Source organism: Orbus hercynius, assembly GCF_003634275.1.
GTDB lineage: Bacteria > Pseudomonadota > Gammaproteobacteria > Enterobacterales > Orbaceae > Orbus > Orbus hercynius.
Map to the genome: position 1 here is coordinate 25,413 of NZ_RBWY01000004.1, position 17,345 is coordinate 42,757.

Sequence of the window (17,345 nt, forward strand, 5' to 3'; positions counted from 1 at the left end):
ATTAATGTTCGCGTGTTTTTCTAAATGCAACATCAGGATAACGTTCCTGTGTCAGGTTTAGATTCACCATACTTGGGGCAATATAACTAAGATTATCGCCGCCATCTAATGCCAGATTCACTTCACACTTACGTTTAAACTCTTCCAATTTTTTAACGTCACTGCACTCTACCCAACGAGCGGTCGTCACATTGACTGACTCGTAGATGGCTTCCACATTATATTCTGATTTCAAACGGGCAACGACAACATCAAACTGGAGTATTCCAACAGCACCGACAATCAAATCGTTATTAATTAACGGTCTAAACACCTGCACCGCACCTTCTTCGGAAAGCTGTACTAAACCTTTTAATAACTGCTTTTGTTTTAATGGATCTTTTAATCGAATACGGCGGAATAATTCCGGTGCAAAATTAGGGATCCCCGTAAATTTCAAATCTTCGCCCTGAGTAAACGTATCACCAATTTGAATCGTACCATGATTATGCAAACCGATAATATCGCCAGCATAAGCCTCTTCAACCTGTTCACGATCACCGGCCATAAATGTCAACGCATCAGCAATGCCCACATCTTTACCAATACGGACATGACGTAATTTCATACCTTTTTCATATTTACCCGACACAATACGCATAAAAGCCACGCGGTCGCGATGCTTTGGATCCATGTTAGCTTGAATTTTAAAGACAAAACCACTGAATTTTTCTTCTTCTGCGGTAACTTCCCGCTTATCCGTTTTACGAGGTTGTGGCTGTGGAGCCCACGCAGTCAAGCCATCAAGCATGTGATCAACGCCAAAATTACCCAATGCGGTACCGAAAAAGACCGGCGTTAAATCCCCCGTTAAAAATGCATCTAAATCAAATTCATTAGATGCACCTTGTACTAACTCCAATTCGTCACGTAGCTGAGCTGCTAAATCATCACCCACGGCCTTATCAAGTTCTGGATTATTCAACCCTTTAATTATACGGACTTCTTGAATGGTGTGCCCCTTGCCCGATTGATAAAGATAGGTTTCATCTTTCGCTAAGTGATAAACACCTTTGAATAGCTTGCCACATCCAATCGGCCAAGTAATTGGCGCACATAAAATATTCAGCTCACTTTCAACTTCATCGAGTAACTCCATCGGATCACGAATATCTCGGTCAAGTTTATTCATAAAGGTCAAAATCGGCGTATTACGTAGGCGGGTAACTTCCATTAATTTACGTGTACGATCTTCAACCCCTTTTGCAGCATCAATAACCATTAAACAGCTATCTACCGCGGTGAGTGTACGATAAGTATCTTCAGAAAAGTCCTCATGCCCTGGGGTGTCGAGTAAATTAACTAAACAATTATCATAAGGGAACTGCATTACCGATGTTGTAATGGAGATACCACGCTGTTTCTCCATCTCCATCCAGTCTGATTTTGCATGCTGAGCATTTGCGCCGCGGCCTTTTACCGTTCCAGCAGTTTGAATAGCGTTACCAAACAATAATACTTTTTCCGTAATGGTGGTTTTACCCGCATCGGGGTGAGAGATAATTGCAAACGTTCGCCGTGTTGCTACTTCGTCTAAATAAGCCTTTTCTGTCATGATCTTAAAATACTAAATTGTCTTAAAAAATGATGAGTAATTTTAACAGAAAGGAAGTGAAATAGATACGTTATAAACGCAATAGATTTAGCAGGCAAGCGGACAAAATAGCGAATAAATTTAATCAATATGCCAGAGTTTTTGGCCATTAATTTGGCTAATTTTTATGATGTCATTAGCGGTAGTATTAAGCAATGATGTAAGCTGATGTGCACTAGCCCGCATCATATCAGGCATACCCCGTTTCCCCTGATAAGGCCACGGGCCATCACTCTCTAAACACAGCATCGATATCGGCATCGCTTGCACCTGCTGTTGATAACGTTTGTTACCCATTACATCAGGAGAAACCGAAATATGCCAGCCTCTTTGGTAAATGGCTTGAACTAATTGTGCATCACCAGCAAACCAATGAAACAAGGCTCGTTTTATCTGATAACGATCAAGGCATGCTATGGCCTGCCATGTACTCTCGCCGACACAATGTAAGTTAACCGTAAGATCGAATTTAGCGGCTAATTGAATAAATTGTTCGAATAAATGCAGACCTTGTTGAAATACCTCGGGTTGTTTATCCGCAGCCATCTTAGACAAACTGAAATAAGGCAAGCCAATCTCACCAATACCCACTAGTTGATGTCGGTGCTTTTCAATCAATTGCGCGACTAAAGTAAACTCAGCGTAGTGGGTTATTTTTTCAGGATGGATGCCAAGGCAAATATGCAGATCATCATACTGCGATAACAAACCGAGCAATTGCAATGAACTTTGGTAATCAGAAGCAACAGCAACTACCGTATAATCTCGTAGCGCTTGTTGCTGTTCTTGCGTGGTAAGCTGCTCAAAATGGCAGTGGTTATCAATCATTTTCATCATTTAACATCGGTTCATGCTGAGTATGAACAAATGACAGCGCCGTTTCAACCACCTCAATGCCTGCACCTTTTTTATGCGCATTTTCGCTCAGGTAACGTCGCCATGGCTTGGCTCCCTTTTGCCCATTAAATATCCCTAAGGTATGGCGCATAATATGGTTAAGTTGCGCACCTTGTGACAACGCTTTTTCAATATAAGGGAAAAGCTGCTTAATAGCCTCAACGGGGTCAATAATTGGACTATCTGCGCCAAAAACTTGCTGATCGATAGTCGTTAATAAACGAGGGTTTTGGTAAGCTTCACGGCCCACCATTACACCATCAACATATTGCAGATGGCTCTTTATTTCATCGATAGCTTTAATACCGCCATTAATCGCAATGATTAAATGCGGATAATCACGCTTGAGCTGATAAACGCGCTCATAATCAAGTGGTGGAATTTCACGATTTTCTTTTGGGCTTAATCCTGATAACCACGCCTTACGCGCATGAACCACAAATGTTTGACAATAAGGCATAACCGTTTCAATAAAATCACATAAAAATGCATAGCTATCTTGATCATCAATACCAATGCGCGTTTTTACCGTAACCGGAATAGCGACTTGATCTTGCATCGCTTTGACACAATCAGCAACCAACGCAGCATTACCCATTAAACAAGCGCCAAACATGCCATTTTGGACGCGATCAGAAGGGCAACCAACATTGAGGTTAATTTCGTTATATCCTCTTGTCTGTGCTAATTTAGCGCATTTTGCTAATGCTAAGGGATCACTGCCACCTAATTGTAAACTCACTGGCTGCTCTTCATCATTAAAGGCTAAATAATCGCCCTTACCAAACAAAATTGCACCCGTTGTCACCATTTCAGTATACAGCAGTGTCTGTTTAGTTAAAATTCGATGAAAATAACGGCAATGACGATCGGTCCAATCAAGCATCGGTGCGATCGAAAATCGGTTTAAATGAGATGAAAAGTTCAAACAAAAACCCTAGCAATAAGCATATTTAATGTTATTCTAACATAAAATAGCATATCCATATAGCACCCAAAACCGATTGGGATGTGAATTGGGATGTAGTTTTAAATTTAATCAAAACATTAAATAACTATGAATCAAAATACTATTATTCACATAGCCGCAGCGGTGATAATCTCACCGTGTAATCGTATACTTTTAGTACGTAAACGCCATTCAGCTTATTTTATGCAAGCTGGCGGCAAAATTGAACAGCATGAAACGCCAATACAAGCACTTATACGAGAATTGAACGAAGAGCTTGGATTATTATTCAACTCAACTGACTTCGAGTATTGGGGGGAATTTTTAGCGCAGGCAGCCAATGAAGCAAATCATCATGTCAAAGCGCATCTCTTTGCCACCATATTAGCTGAGATGACCTTAATGCCTCAAGCGGAGTTATGTGAAGTGGGTTGGTACTCAATAACACAGACTGAAACACTAAAGCTAGCACCATTGACCAAAAATATTATTCTACCGCTGATTGAAAAAAATAAACCCACGGTATAATCAGTGGGTTTATCGAAAAATATCAATATTAAGCTGGCAAACTATTCATTAGTATAGTCATCAGAGGCCGGCTCAGCCTCATCCATTACAGCCAAACTTTTGGCATTGTAAGCAGAGGTTTTAATATCAGTGACATTGCCTTTATTATCAAACAAGATCGTGTATGTTTCCTGACTCACTTTACCATACTGAGGTAACTGGCGGAAAACATAATACCAAATATTATCTTCAAAAACTGACTCAAGCATCGGTGTCCCCATAATAAACATTACCTGCTCTTTGGTTTGACCAACTTGTAATTTGTTCACTTGTTCTTGCGTAATATAGTTCCCTTGGTTGATATCAGGGCGATAAACCCAGTGATCAAAAAATGAACATCCGCTTAATAGAAAAGTGGCAACAATAAGTGCGATACCTGAACGATATAAAGACATTTAATAAATCCATTCTTACAAATAATGACGCGTATTATCGCCGATATTTCAATGAAACGCTACTTGTAATTATTGTCGTAATGAAAAACCACGTCAATCAAAGTGATTTTCCATTAGTCATAAATAATCAACGATCTGTTAAGACTTTAGTCCAACTGCGTGTCATGAGTTTTTCAATTTTTGGTGACATAATCTGGAGTGAAAACAGTTTATCCATCGTTGCCGCATCGGGATAAATAGCCGAATTATTTTTAATCTGATCATCCAAATAAGGCCCTGCTGTTGTCACGGCATTGGCGTAAAAGACATGATTACTAATGTCAGCAATCACTTGCGGTTCCATCAAATAATTTAAAAAAGCATAAGCCTCATCGATATTTTCAGCATCTTTTGGAATAGCAAACACATCAAAGTAAGCAATTGCGCCTTCTTTTGGAATATAATATTTAACATTCACGTTATTATTAGCTTCTTTCGCCGCTGCAATCGCTTGCATGATATCGCCCGACCAACCTATCGCAACACAAATATCACCATTGGCTAAATCATTAATAAATTTAGAGGAATGAAAATAGGTTACAAATGGACGCAATTTACTTAAATGTTCGGTCGCTTTTTTATAATCATCAGGATTTTGGCTATTAGGATCGAGTCCAAGATAATTTAATACCGTTGGGAAAATCTCGGTCGGTGCATCTAAAAATGCCACACCGCAGCGTGAAAGTTTTTGTAAATTGTCCGGATTAAGCACCAAATCCCAGCTATCAACAGGTGCATCATCACCTAACGTTTTTTTCACTTGATCAACATTATAACCAATACCGGTTGTTAACCACATATAGGGAATCGCATAACGATTATCCGGATCATGCTTAGCTAACATTTTCAACAAGTTTTCATCAAGGTTTTGGTAATTCGGTAATTGACTTTTATCTAACGGCGTAAAAATACCTACTTTAGCTTGACGCTCTAAAAAGCTATCGGATGGGACGACTAAATCAAAACCGGTATTGCCGGCCATTAATTTACTCTCTAGTACTTCATTGGAATCAAACACATCATAAACGACTTTTATGCCAGTTTGTTTTTCAAAATTTATTATCGTGTCTGGTGCAATATATGAAGACCAGTTGTAAATGTAAAGATGGCGATCTTTGGTAAGACCAGTAAATGAGCATAAAACAAGTATTAAAGCTGTCGTAGCTTTTAACCAGAGAAAGATATTAGACATCCGCACGATCCTCAAAAGTGTGCAAATTCAATAATAATTTTATTTAATTTAGACCAGATACTCAAGAAATTGCCTGACGAATCCGTGTATTACATTACACCGCATTAAGTTATCGCTGTTTTGCTAAATTAGATAAAACCCAAACCTTGCTGGTAAGACAAGGGACGGTAAGCGCGAGCCAAATAGTTAGGCTATTTGATAAAAGGGAACCACCCTCGCTTTACGTTCAAAAGAATACTGCGATATTTTATTTTTTACTAGTCTTTTTTTACCTAAAAACCAAATGATTTTTATTTATTAAAATCATTTGGTTACAAATTTACAATTCTTATTTAGCGTCACTAATCTAGCCTATAGAGCGATAATTACATAAAACATAAAATACAGATTAAAGTAGTTATAATTTATTTTTTATAGATTATGTATATAATGATTAGCTAAATAACTCATTAGATCATCAAAAAGCACATGAGCAGTAATCAAGAAATTCACGCCAAATTTACTCAAGATTTACTTCATCCTCGCTATTGGTTAACTTGGCTAGGCATCGGTCTTTTATTTGTATTGGTTTTATTACCTTATCCTGTAATTTATCAAATTGGCAAAGGACTTGGACTACTTGCTCGTAAATTGATAGGTAAACGTGAAGAAACGGCAAGGCAAAATCTAAAATTATGTTTTCCCCATTTATCTGACACTGAAAGAGAAAAGTTACTGCGTGATAACTTTATTTCAACCGGTATGGCAATTTTTGAAACCGGTATGGCTTGGTTCTGGCCCGATCGAAGAGTAAAAAAACACAGTAAAATTATTGGTGATGATTATATAAAAGAAGTTCAAAAAAATGGCCAAGGTGTATTGCTAATTGGGATCCATTTCTTAACTTTAGAGCTCGGTGCACGAATATTAGGGCTAAGTCATCCTGGTGTTGGAGTTTATCGCCCTAATGACAATCCAGTAATGGATTACATTCAACTAAAAGGTCGATTAAAATCAAATAAATATATGCTAGAGCGCTATAATACTAAAGGCATGATTAGAGCACTCAAGCAAGGTGAGATTGTTTGGTATGCTCCGGATCATGACTATGGGCCTAAAAATAGTACCTTCGCTCCCTTTTTTGCTGTAGAAAAAGCAGCAACAACCGTTGGTACAAAAATTCTTGTGAAATTAGCTCAACCGGCAATCATTCCCTTTACTCCAAAACGAGATTCTAAAGGCCGTTATGTTGTCTCGGTAACACCCGCATTACAAAATTATCCGCTTGAGGATGAAATTGCCGCTGCAACTTTCATGAATAAAGCAATTGAACATGAGATATTGAAAGCTCCCGAACAATATATGTGGTTACACCGTCGATTTAAAACACGCCCACCTGGCGAACAATCTTTATATTCTGATGACGTACAAAACGATTAAATATTCAGTCTCTATTTAATACTAATGTAACGTAAAATTTACTTATAATTTACCAACGATTTTGTTGTTGTAGATTACCAAATACAGACAAATTAATTCATCGCCATTACGCGGAACTATGTTGTTTGAGTATTTGATCTATATCAAATAATTAGACTTAAATTTGTTTTTTACTTTATTTTATTGAGTAGAAATACTATGATAAATACAAAGGGCTTAGTCCCGTTATTATAACAATTAAGCAATCAGTTAATGTCATTCTCTCTAAGGAGTTCATATGCTATTTAACCGTAGACAGTTCTTTAAGATCTGTGCTGGTGGTATGGCAGGAACCACAGTGGCAACACTTGGTTTTTCACCAAACGTGGCTTTGGCGCAAACTCGTCAATACAAATTACTCAAATCTAAAGAAACACGAAATAACTGTACATACTGTTCAGTAGGTTGTGGCATGTTACTTTATAGCCGAGGTGATGGTGCAAAAAATGCAATCTCCTCAATATTTCATGTTGAAGGTGATCCCGACCATCCAGTGAGCCGAGGCTCACTGTGTCCAAAAGGTGCAGGCGTACTAGACTATATCAAAAGTGAAAACCGAGTCAAATATCCTGAGTATCGAGCACCTGGTTCAGACAGTTGGCAAAGAATCAGTTGGGAAGATGCGATAGATCGCATTGCCCGATTAATGAAAGCTGACCGCGATAAAAATTTTATCGAAAAAAATGCTAAAGGTGAGACAGTTAATCGATGGACGACAACTGGCTGGTTGGTTACGTCTGCGGCAAGCAATGAAACTGGATGGTTAGCATTTAAAGTTGCCAGATCGTTAGGTATGCTCGCATTAGAAACGCAGGCGCGTGTCTGTCATGGACCATCTGTATCAAGTTTAGCGGCAACTTATGGCCGTGGTGCGATGACCAACAACTGGAATGACATTAAAAATGCCAATGTGGTTATTGTCATGGGTGGTAACGCAGCTGAAGCTCACCCCGTCGGCTTTAAATGGGCGATGGAAGCCAAAATTAACAATGGCGCAGAACTGATTGCTATCGACCCGCGGTTTCATCGTACGGCGTCTGTTGCCGATCGTTATGTACCCATTCGCTCAGGTTCAGATATTACCTTTTTGCTGGGTGTAATTAATTACCTTATCAGTAATGATGAAGTCAATCATGACTATTTAATCACTCACAGTAACGCCAGCTTAATTGTCCGTGACGATTTTAACTTTGATGAAAATAGTGGCTTATTTAGTGGTTATAATGAAAATGAGCACAAATACGATCAAACAAGCTGGGCGTATCAAACTGATGAAAACGGCTATGCTCTGCGCGATAAAACGTTACAACATCCTAACTGTGTCTGGAACCTGTTAAAAAAACACGCCAGCCGTTATACACCCGAAATGGTCAACCGAGTTACAGGTACGCCGGTTGAGGATTTCCTACATGTGTGTAAATCGCTTGCTAGCACGAAAACCAATGATCGAGCAGCCACCTTCTTATATGCTTTAGGTTGGACTCAGCACAGCTACGGAACACAAATTATTCGTACCGCAGCGATGATTCAGTTATTATTGGGTAACATAGGTGTCATGGGCGGTGGTATTAACGCACTACGTGGCCACTCAAATATTCAAGGGTTAACTGACGTTGGTCTATTATCAAACCGTTTACCGGCTTACCTTGATCTACCAAAAGATAGCCAAATTACCTTAGAGCAGTATTTAGCTGAAAAAACCCCTAAACCATTAGGGCCAAGTGAAGTCAATTTCTGGGGCAATTATCCTAAATTTTTCGTTAGTTTCATGAAGTCAATGTATGGCAATAATGCAACTAAAGAGAACAATTGGGGATTTGATTGGTTACCGAAATGGGATAAAACCTATGATGTTCTTCAATTCAGCAAAATGATGAGAGATGGTGAAGCGACAGGATTTATTTGTGAAGGTTTTAACCCTTTAGCAGCCTTCCCAGATAAAAACAGTGTACGCGAAGGACTATCAAAACTAAAATTCTTAGTTAGTATTGATCCAATGCCGACTGAAACTGCTGAGTTTTGGAAAAATTACGGTGAATCAAATGATGTTGATTCAAGTAGCATTCAAACCGAAGTGTTCCGCTTACCTGCTAACTGTTTCGCCGAAGAAAATGGCACAATCGTCAACTCTTCTCGCTGGTTACAATGGCACTGGTCAGCCGCTGAGCCACCTTACGAAGCGATGCACGATCCTGAAATCATTGCTCGCATCTTCTTAAGAATGAAAGAATTATATCAAGAAGAAGGCGGCCCATGCCAAGAACCAATTAATAACTTGGTTTGGGATTATAAAGTTGCTCACGACCCATCAGCAGAAGAGCTTGCTAAAGATTATAATGGCCGGGCGTTAGTTGACCTTAAAGATGCAAACGGTAATGTTACCGTCAAAAAAGGCCAGCTATTAAGTGGCTTCTCACAACTGAAAGATGATGGCTCAACATCAAGTGGTATCTGGATTTTCTGTGGTTGTTGGACAGAAGAAGGTAACCTAATGGCAAGGCGAGATCCAGCTGATCCGTCAGGTAAAGGTGTCCATCCTGGTTGGGCTTGGTCGTGGCCAATGAATCGACGCGTACTGTATAACCGTGCGTCAGCGGATAGTAACGGTAAGGCGTATGATCCAAAGCGTGTATTAGTTGAGTGGAATGGTTCTAGCTGGACGGGCAATGATATTCCAGATTTTACTGCAACATTGTCTCCGGCTTCTGGTGCTGGGGCATTCATCATGAATAACGATGGACTCGGTGGGCTATTTTGTCTTAATCGATTAGTTGATGGGCCATTCCCAGAACACTATGAACCATTTGAGACACCAATTAGCACTAATCCATTACATCCTGCGCAAATAAACAGCCCTGCTGCTCGTATATTTAAAGAGGATAAAGCACGTTTGGGGGATGCTGAAAACTTCCCTTATGTTGGCACAACTTATAGTATTACTGAACACTTCCATTTCTGGACTCAGCATGCACGTTTAAATGCGATTATCCAACCAGAGCAATTTATTGAAATTAGCGAAAACTTGGCCAACCAGAAAGGGATAAAATTAGGCGATACAGTCAAAGTCAGTTCAAATCGTGGATATGTTAAAGCGAAAGCGGTGGTGACTAAGCGTATGCCGACGTTAACAGTAGATGGTAAAGAGATCGAGACAATTGGTATACCTATTGTTTGGGGATTCACAGGACAAACTAAAAAAGGCTTTTTGGTCAATGGATTAACACCGCATGTTGGCGATGCGAATTCACAGACACCAGAGTACAAAACTTTTTTAGTTAATGTTGAAAAGATTTCTTCTGAAACCTCAGTCGCGTAGTTAATAGGGAACCACATTATGTCATTACAAACACAAGACATTATTAGACGATCAGCAACCAATGATCTCACGCCTGCGCCAAAAGCCAGGGACTTTCAGCAAGAAGTTGCTAAATTAATCGACGTCACAACTTGTATCGGCTGTAAAGCCTGCCAAGTGGCCTGCAATGAGTGGAATGATCTCAGACCAGAAATTGGTCATTCAGTTGGAGTCTACGATAACCCTGCTGACTTAGAACCAAAAGCTTGGACAGTCATGCGTTACTCTGAAATTGAAACTAACGGTAAATTAGAGTGGCTTATTCGTAAAGATGGCTGTATGCACTGTAGCGATCCAGGCTGTTTAAAAGCCTGCCCAGCGGAAGGCGCGATTATTCAGTATGCCAATGGTATCGTTGATTTCCAATCCGAACATTGTATTGGATGTGGTTACTGCGTCGCAGGTTGTCCATTCAATATTCCACGTATTAGCAAAGAAGACAACCATGCTTATAAATGTACATTATGTGTTGATCGTGTTGCTGTAGGGCAAGAACCAGCCTGTGTGAAAACTTGCCCAACGGGCGCAATTCATTTCGGTACCAAAGTTGATATGATCAATTATGCCGATAAACGTATTGTGGATTTAAAAAACCGCGGCTATGAAAATGCTGGCTTATACGATCCAGAAGGTGTGGGCGGCACACACGTTATGTACGTGTTACATCACGCCGATCAACCAAATCTGTATCACGGTTTGCCAAAAGATCCACACATCAATGAAGTCGTGAAATTCTGGAAAGGCGCTTGGAAACCGATTACCGCCGCTGCATTTGTTGCAACTTTTGCCGGATTAGTCTTCCACTACATGGCTGTTGGTCCAATTGAAGTGGATGAAGATGATATTGAACATGAAAAAGAGAGTGATAAAAAGGCCAGAGAGGCTTTTATTGCCGATAAATTAGACAAGACGACTTCAACAAAAACACAGGAGAATCATCATGAATAATAAAGGGATGATTTTAAGAACACCTCTCATTGTGAGATTCTGCCATGTCTTTATTGTGATACTCTTTATCATTACGGCTTTATCAGGATTATCATTATTTTTTCCATCAATCAAAGCGTTTGCATTAGTGTTAGGTACACCACAGCTAGTGCGAGAGTTACATCCATTTTTAGGCTGTATTATATTTATCTTGCTAATGTTTATGCTGATAAAACTTGCTCATCATAACATCCCTAACAAAGATGATGTTCGTTGGTTAAAAAGTATTAAACAAGTCGTTGCAGGAAAAGAACCTGAAGATATTCCTATCGGTAAATACAATGCCGGTCAAAAGTTTTTGTTTTGGTGCATTATGAGTTTAATCACCGTGCTATTGGTGACTGGCTTGGTTATGTGGCGTCGCTACTTTGCCGACTACTTCTCTGTGGATATCGTGCGTATTGCAATTTTCTTCCACTCACTTGCCGCAATTGCTTTAATTTTATTAATTATTGGCCATGCTTACATGGCGATGTGGGTCAAAGGATCAATCAAAGGCATGATTACCGGATACGTTTCTCGAGCTTGGGCTAGAAAAAATCACTCTAAATGGTACCATGATGAAATGAAAGACGTGTATCAAGCTGAGCTACAAAGCAAAGCAGAAAACAGTACGGATGCGGCTCAAAAATAACGCATACAGCCAATCATCATGATTCAAAAATGGAACACAATCACGTGTTCCATTGCTTTTATGCAAGCTTGCTGTGGCGATGATAGCATCTTGTCACCTCTCTATTGATGACATTTAAAATAGGTTAAAAATGAGTATTAAAATTGTTCCTCAAGAACAGCTTGAACAACAAAATGATAAAGTCAGTCTTATTCATAAAGTACCATTACTGTTCTACCCGGTACCCAAAACACTATACTCACAGCGGTTATCTCGCCTACAATTTTTGGTGAAAGATAGCCCTTTTGCTGACTATCTCAACTTTTGTAGCAAAATTGTGGCACAGCAAGCCAAGCTTGTTGAAACAATGCCAATTAGCCAGAATCTGACTGAATCAATTGATTTAGCGATAAAAAAAAATATCGCACCATTATCAATTGAAAACTATCCGCTAACATTACAATGGCTAGACTATCTTTATCCGATTATGGACGCCGTTAGCGATGTGAATGAATCGATAACGAAAACGATTAATAATTTAAAACAAAACAGTAAAGAGCAGCTATTAGATAAAGCCAGCCAATTGCTTGCCGGCCAATTTGACGCCGTCGACAGTAATGAGTCGCTGTTTATTTGGTCAGCACTATCAACCTATTACAGCCAGCTCGCAAGCCAATTACCTGGTAAAGCTGTGGCAGAATTTGGCGAGCAACGTTGGCTCTGCCCGGTGTGCCAAAGCAGCCCTGTCGCCAGTATTGTGCATCTTGGCAATAATATCGGGCTACGGTATTTGCATTGCAGCTTATGTGAAAGTGAGTGGCATGTGCCAAGAGCAAAATGTACTAATTGCGATAACTTACAAGATATCACCTACTACGCACTGGATAATGAGTTAGCAGCGATAAAAACCGAGTGTTGTGATCACTGTCATAGCTACTTAAAAATCTTTAGTCAAGAACGCGATCCGCATCTTGATGTCGTAGCGGATGATATTTATTCATTATTACTTGATATGGAAACCGAAAAAGAACAATTCTCAAAAAGCGGTGTGAATCCTTTATTATTTTCAGTCTAGAATTCATCTGCTCTGCTAGCATCATAACAGAAACAGAGCAGATTTTCCGCTTCGGCCTGCCCACTCATCACGGTTAATTCTCGAAAGCTTATTCGACCTATAAATATCCCTTTAATGTAAAAATTGGCGCCCCTAAACGTCTTCTCAATCAACAACAATAAGCAAACAAAATAAAAATCACTAAACTACTTAACATTTATCAATATTCTCGCTACAATAGCAAAATCATCGTACTAGTTTAGAGATACAAATGTTAAAAAAAATTGTTACATCAACCTTATTAACCAGCTGCATCATCACTATAGGTTTAACGTCAGCTACCACTTATGCTGATATCGTCAAGAATGTTGCCATTACCGCAATTGTTGAGCATCCTTCGCTTAATGAAATCCGCGATGGCGTTAAAGATGAATTGGCAGCCAGTGGCTATAAACTTAATGATAATCTGATTGTACAATATCAAAGTGCACAAGGCAGTAGTGCGAATGCCGCGCAAATCGCCAAACAATTTATCGGCAATAAACCCGATATCATTGTTGCGATAGCAACGCCAAGTGCTCAAGCGGTTGCCGCATCAACAAGAACCATTCCGATTGTCTTTGCCGGTATTACCGATCCAGTAGCCGCAAAGCTCATTAAATCTTTCGAACCAACAGGCACAAATATTACCGGTGTATCTGATTATTTGCCACTCGAGCCTCAAATTGAATTCATGAAAAAAATCGTGCCTAATGTTAAAGCGGTCGGTTATGTATACAGCCCTGGTGAAATCAATTCAACCATTGTCCTTAAACAGTTAAGTGAGCTGTTAACTCAGCAAAATATTAAAATGGTTGCCGTACCTGCGCAGCGCACCGCAGATATTCCAACAGCCGCTAAAACGCTTACAGGCAAAGTTGACCTGATTTACACAACGACTGATAATAATGTTGTTTCGGCATATGAGTCTTTGGTTAAAGTAGCCAATGAAAATAAAATTCCACTTTTAGCTTCATTTCCTGATGCGATTGAACGAGGAGCGGTTGCAGCATTTGGTATGAGCTATTATGATGTTGGCCGTCAATCAGGTAAGTTAGTCATTCGGATTTTAAATGGCGAAAAACCAGGCGATATCGCCCCTGAAACCGGTCATAAAACACAGTTAGTGATTAATCTTGAGGCAGCTAAACGTCAAGGTGTGACCTTATCAGATGATGTGATGCAATCAGCTTATCGAGTTATAGGAGAAAAATCTCAATAATTCAAAAATTTAGAAAAATCACCACTATAACTGTAAAGATATTTATACGGACTATATTTTGTTATCGAACTGGATAAATATTAGAATTTGTTTTATATTAAGACATTCTTTTTTTTCTTATTGTAAGAATATCTTTACAGGAAACAAAAATGCGCCATTTTAAAAAACAGTTAGTGTCATCCATAACGTTTGCAATCTGTCTGTTCATGCTACCATTTTCTTTATCTGCACAAGAAAAATATGTTGCTATCACTGCCATTGTTGAACATCCCGCACTGGATAATGTGAAAAAAGGCGTTGAAGATGAGCTAAAAGATAATGGTTACATTGTCGGTGAAAATTTAAAATTACAATATCAAAGTGCTCAAGGCAGCAGTGCTAACGCAGCGCATATTGCTAAACAGTTTGTTTCAGGCAAACCCGATGTGATAGTTGGCATCGGTACACCAAGCTCACAAGCGTTAGCGGCAACGACTCGAACAATTCCCATTGTATTTACTGCGGTGACCGATCCCGTTATTGCGAAATTGACACCAAGTTGGAATGCTTCTAAAACCAATGTCACGGGTGTATCAGATGCCTTATCACTCGATACTCAGATCGAGATCATGCAAAAAATCAAACCCGACTTAAAAACTATCGGCTATGTCTATAGCCCGGGTGAAGTCAATTCCACCATTGTCCTAAAGCAGTTACAAGAAATATTAACGCCTAAAGGCATTACGGTCATTGCAGCGCCGGCGCAGCGGACCTCGGATATTCCAACCGCTGCACGTAGCCTTAAAGGCAAAGTCGATTTAATTTATACTAACACCGATAACAATGTTGTCTCAGCCTATGAATCACTGGTTAAAGTTGCTAATGAAAGTAAAATCCCCTTAGTTGCCTCAGACCCAGATTCAGCTTCGCGTGGCGCAATTGCAGCATTAGGCATGAGCTACTATGATTTAGGCCGACAAGCAGGTAAAATTGTTATTCGTATTTTAAATGGTGAGAAACCAGGTGATATTCCGCCACAAGTAGGTAATGTCACGCGCTTAGTCATCAATAAAAATGCCGCTGAAAAACAAGGTGTCGTGCTATCAAATAGCATCATCGATATAGCGGCTGAAGTAATAGAGAAATAATACATAACGACCAACCAGCGGCTATCGCTTTTTTGCAGTGATAGCCAAATAGCTATTTAGGATAATTGAATGTCATTTGAATTTTTTTTAGGTTCCCTTGAAATAGGCCTGATTTATGCTTTAGTCAGCCTCGGGGTTTTTATCTCCTTTCGTTTACTCGACTTCCCCGATTTAACCGCTGACGGTAGCTTTCCATTAGGTGGCGCAATTTGTGGCTTATGTTTATATATTGGTGTCGATCCTTGGACTGCAATAATATTAGGTACATTTGGTGGCTGCATTGCCGGTATGATAACTGGCTGGCTCTATGTCAAACTGAATATTTTGCAATTATTAGCCAGTATCATTGTGATGATAGCGCTCTACTCAGTCAATTTACGTATTTTAGGTCTGGCACCTTATATTATGGGTGAAACCCCTCGTATGGCGGGTTCACCAAATTTAGCACTGTTAGATGCAACAACTATTTTTTCACCATTCATTAATGCGGATTATACCAATCAATACATTGTCCAACCGGTCATGATTTTAGGCTTTGTTATTGTGTTTTGGCTACTATTGAACAGTTTTTTAAATACCCAAAAAGGCCTTGCACTACGTGCAACGGGTACCAATGCAAGAATGGCTAAATCTCAAGGTATACCAACAGGCGGCACCATTATTTTAGGTATGGCGATTTCCAATGGCCTCATTGCACTAGGTGGTGCGTTGTTTGTACAAACACAAGGTGGGGCAGATATCACTATTGGCGTGGGTACCATTGTTATTGGCCTTGCCTCAATCATTATTGGCGAGAGTATCTTCCCGGCGAAACGGATGTGGGCGATTACGTTATCGGTCATCTTCGGTTCAATTTTATATCGACTATTTATTGCAATTGCCTTAGGCAATGAATGGTTACAAAGCATCGGTATTGGTACAGAGGATCTCAATTTAATTACAGCAGTTTTAGTGGTTCTAGCCTTAGTATTACCAAAACAATTAAAAAAATGGACACATAGGCAAGGAAAAGCAGCATGATAAAAGTAGAAGAATTACAGCTAACTTTTAACGCGAGAACACCAATAGAAAATCATGTCTTGCGTGGCTTAAATTTAAACATTAAAGAAGGTGAGTTTGTTACGATTATTGGTAGCAATGGCGCAGGTAAAAGCTCGCTTCTTAATGTCATTAGTGGTGATTTAATCTCTGATTCAGGTTATGTGATTATTAATGATCAAGATGTCACCAAGCTACCAGCCTGGCGACGAGCTGGTATGGTTGCTCGCGTCTTTCAAGATCCAATGATTGGCACATGTGAAAATCTCACTATCGAAGAAAACTTAGCTCTTGCTTATAACCGCGGCAAGAAACAACGCTTAAAACCAGCGTTAAACCGTACTGTTCGTGAGCTATTTAAAGAAAAACTATCAATTTTAAATCTTGGCTTAGAGCATCGTCTATCCGATATGATGGGATTACTATCAGGTGGTCAACGACAAGCAGTGAGCTTATTAATGTCAACCTTGCAGCCATCTAAAATTTTACTATTAGATGAACATACTGCCGCGCTTGATCCTAAAACAGCACAGTTTGTATTGGAACTCACAGCGAAAATCGTCGCGGAAAGCCAACTTACGACCATGATGGTAACTCACTCAATGAAGCAAGCCTTAGCATATGGCACGCGAACTGTGATGTTACATCAAGGCCAAGTTGTATTAGATGTATCAGGTGAGGAACGTGCGCGTATGAGCGTCACGGATTTACTTAATATGTTTGAAAAAACACGAGGCGAAGTGATTAGTGATGACTCGCTATTGCTTGGTTAACCATTGT

The 17,345-nt window shown here is 39.6% G+C and carries 15 protein-coding genes; 10 read left to right on the forward strand and 5 right to left on the reverse strand.

What is annotated here, in order from left to right; genetic code table 11:
* Position 1 precedes the first annotated feature (1 nt).
* The 3 genes from prfC to dusA form a co-directional block, all read right to left on the reverse strand.
* The gene (prfC, locus tag DES39_RS09090; RefSeq protein ID WP_121145474.1) at positions 2 to 1,594 is read right to left on the reverse strand and encodes a peptide chain release factor 3; all 1,593 of its coding nucleotides are present in this window, start codon (positions 1,592 to 1,594) and stop codon (positions 2 to 4) included.
* A 120-nt stretch (positions 1,595 to 1,714) separates the two neighbouring features.
* Positions 1,715 to 2,470 (reverse strand): TatD family hydrolase, encoded by a 756-nt coding sequence (locus DES39_RS09095; RefSeq protein ID WP_121145475.1) that lies wholly within the window; start codon positions 2,468 to 2,470, stop codon positions 1,715 to 1,717.
* Positions 2,454 to 3,416 carry a tRNA dihydrouridine(20/20a) synthase DusA gene (dusA, locus tag DES39_RS09100; RefSeq protein ID WP_121145748.1) on the reverse strand — a complete coding sequence of 321 codons (963 nt, stop codon included), beginning with the start codon at positions 3,414 to 3,416 and terminating at the stop codon, positions 2,454 to 2,456. Before dusA ends, DES39_RS09095 begins: the two co-directional genes overlap by 17 nt.
* Positions 3,417 to 3,587: 171 nt before the next feature.
* Between dusA and DES39_RS09105 the strand changes: the two genes are divergently transcribed.
* Entirely contained in the window at positions 3,588 to 4,007 is a 420-nt protein-coding gene (locus DES39_RS09105; RefSeq protein WP_121145476.1) for an NUDIX hydrolase, read from the forward strand.
* Positions 4,008 to 4,048: 41 nt separating this feature from the next.
* Here the strand turns inward: DES39_RS09105 and bamE are convergent, their stop codons facing one another.
* Positions 4,049 to 4,441: an outer membrane protein assembly factor BamE gene (gene bamE, locus DES39_RS09110; protein ID WP_121145477.1), complete on the reverse strand. Its 393-nt coding sequence runs from the start codon at positions 4,439 to 4,441 to the stop codon at positions 4,049 to 4,051.
* A gap of 127 nt (positions 4,442 to 4,568) precedes the next feature.
* Positions 4,569 to 5,672 (reverse strand): extracellular solute-binding protein, encoded by a 1,104-nt coding sequence (locus DES39_RS09115; protein WP_121145478.1) that lies wholly within the window; start codon positions 5,670 to 5,672, stop codon positions 4,569 to 4,571.
* 468 nt (positions 5,673 to 6,140) lie between these two features.
* On the opposite strand from DES39_RS09115, the gene DES39_RS09120 reads away from it, so the two are divergent.
* From DES39_RS09120 to DES39_RS09160, 9 genes are all read left to right on the forward strand, one after another.
* A complete protein-coding gene (locus DES39_RS09120) occupies positions 6,141 to 7,091 on the forward strand; it encodes a Kdo(2)-lipid IV(A) acyltransferase (RefSeq protein ID WP_121145479.1) in 951 nt (316 codons plus the stop codon).
* A 277-nt stretch (positions 7,092 to 7,368) separates the two neighbouring features.
* The gene (gene fdnG / locus DES39_RS09125; protein ID WP_121145480.1) at positions 7,369 to 10,446 is read left to right on the forward strand and encodes a formate dehydrogenase-N subunit alpha; all 3,078 of its coding nucleotides are present in this window, start codon (positions 7,369 to 7,371) and stop codon (positions 10,444 to 10,446) included.
* A gap of 18 nt (positions 10,447 to 10,464) precedes the next feature.
* Positions 10,465 to 11,433, forward strand: coding sequence for a formate dehydrogenase subunit beta (gene fdxH, locus DES39_RS09130; protein ID WP_121145481.1), 969 nt, complete (start codon positions 10,465 to 10,467; stop codon positions 11,431 to 11,433).
* Positions 11,426 to 12,106 carry a formate dehydrogenase subunit gamma gene (locus DES39_RS09135; RefSeq protein ID WP_121145482.1) on the forward strand — a complete coding sequence of 227 codons (681 nt, stop codon included), beginning with the start codon at positions 11,426 to 11,428 and terminating at the stop codon, positions 12,104 to 12,106. Before fdxH ends, DES39_RS09135 begins: the two co-directional genes overlap by 8 nt.
* Before the next feature lie 130 nt (positions 12,107 to 12,236).
* Positions 12,237 to 13,160, forward strand: a complete 924-nt coding sequence (gene fdhE, locus DES39_RS09140) for a formate dehydrogenase accessory protein FdhE (RefSeq protein WP_121145483.1) — start codon at positions 12,237 to 12,239, stop codon at positions 13,158 to 13,160.
* 250 nt (positions 13,161 to 13,410) lie between these two features.
* Positions 13,411 to 14,400, forward strand: coding sequence for an ABC transporter substrate-binding protein (locus DES39_RS09145; RefSeq protein WP_121145484.1), 990 nt, complete (start codon positions 13,411 to 13,413; stop codon positions 14,398 to 14,400).
* 149 nt (positions 14,401 to 14,549) lie between these two features.
* Entirely contained in the window at positions 14,550 to 15,527 is a 978-nt protein-coding gene (locus DES39_RS09150; RefSeq protein ID WP_121145485.1) for an ABC transporter substrate-binding protein, read from the forward strand.
* 69 nt (positions 15,528 to 15,596) lie between these two features.
* Positions 15,597 to 16,547, forward strand: coding sequence for an ABC transporter permease (locus DES39_RS09155; protein WP_121145486.1), 951 nt, complete (start codon positions 15,597 to 15,599; stop codon positions 16,545 to 16,547).
* Positions 16,544 to 17,338, forward strand: coding sequence for an ABC transporter ATP-binding protein (locus DES39_RS09160; RefSeq protein WP_121145487.1), 795 nt, complete (start codon positions 16,544 to 16,546; stop codon positions 17,336 to 17,338). The genes DES39_RS09155 and DES39_RS09160 overlap by 4 nt, the downstream gene beginning before the upstream one ends.
* Positions 17,339 to 17,345: the final 7 nt, after the last annotated feature.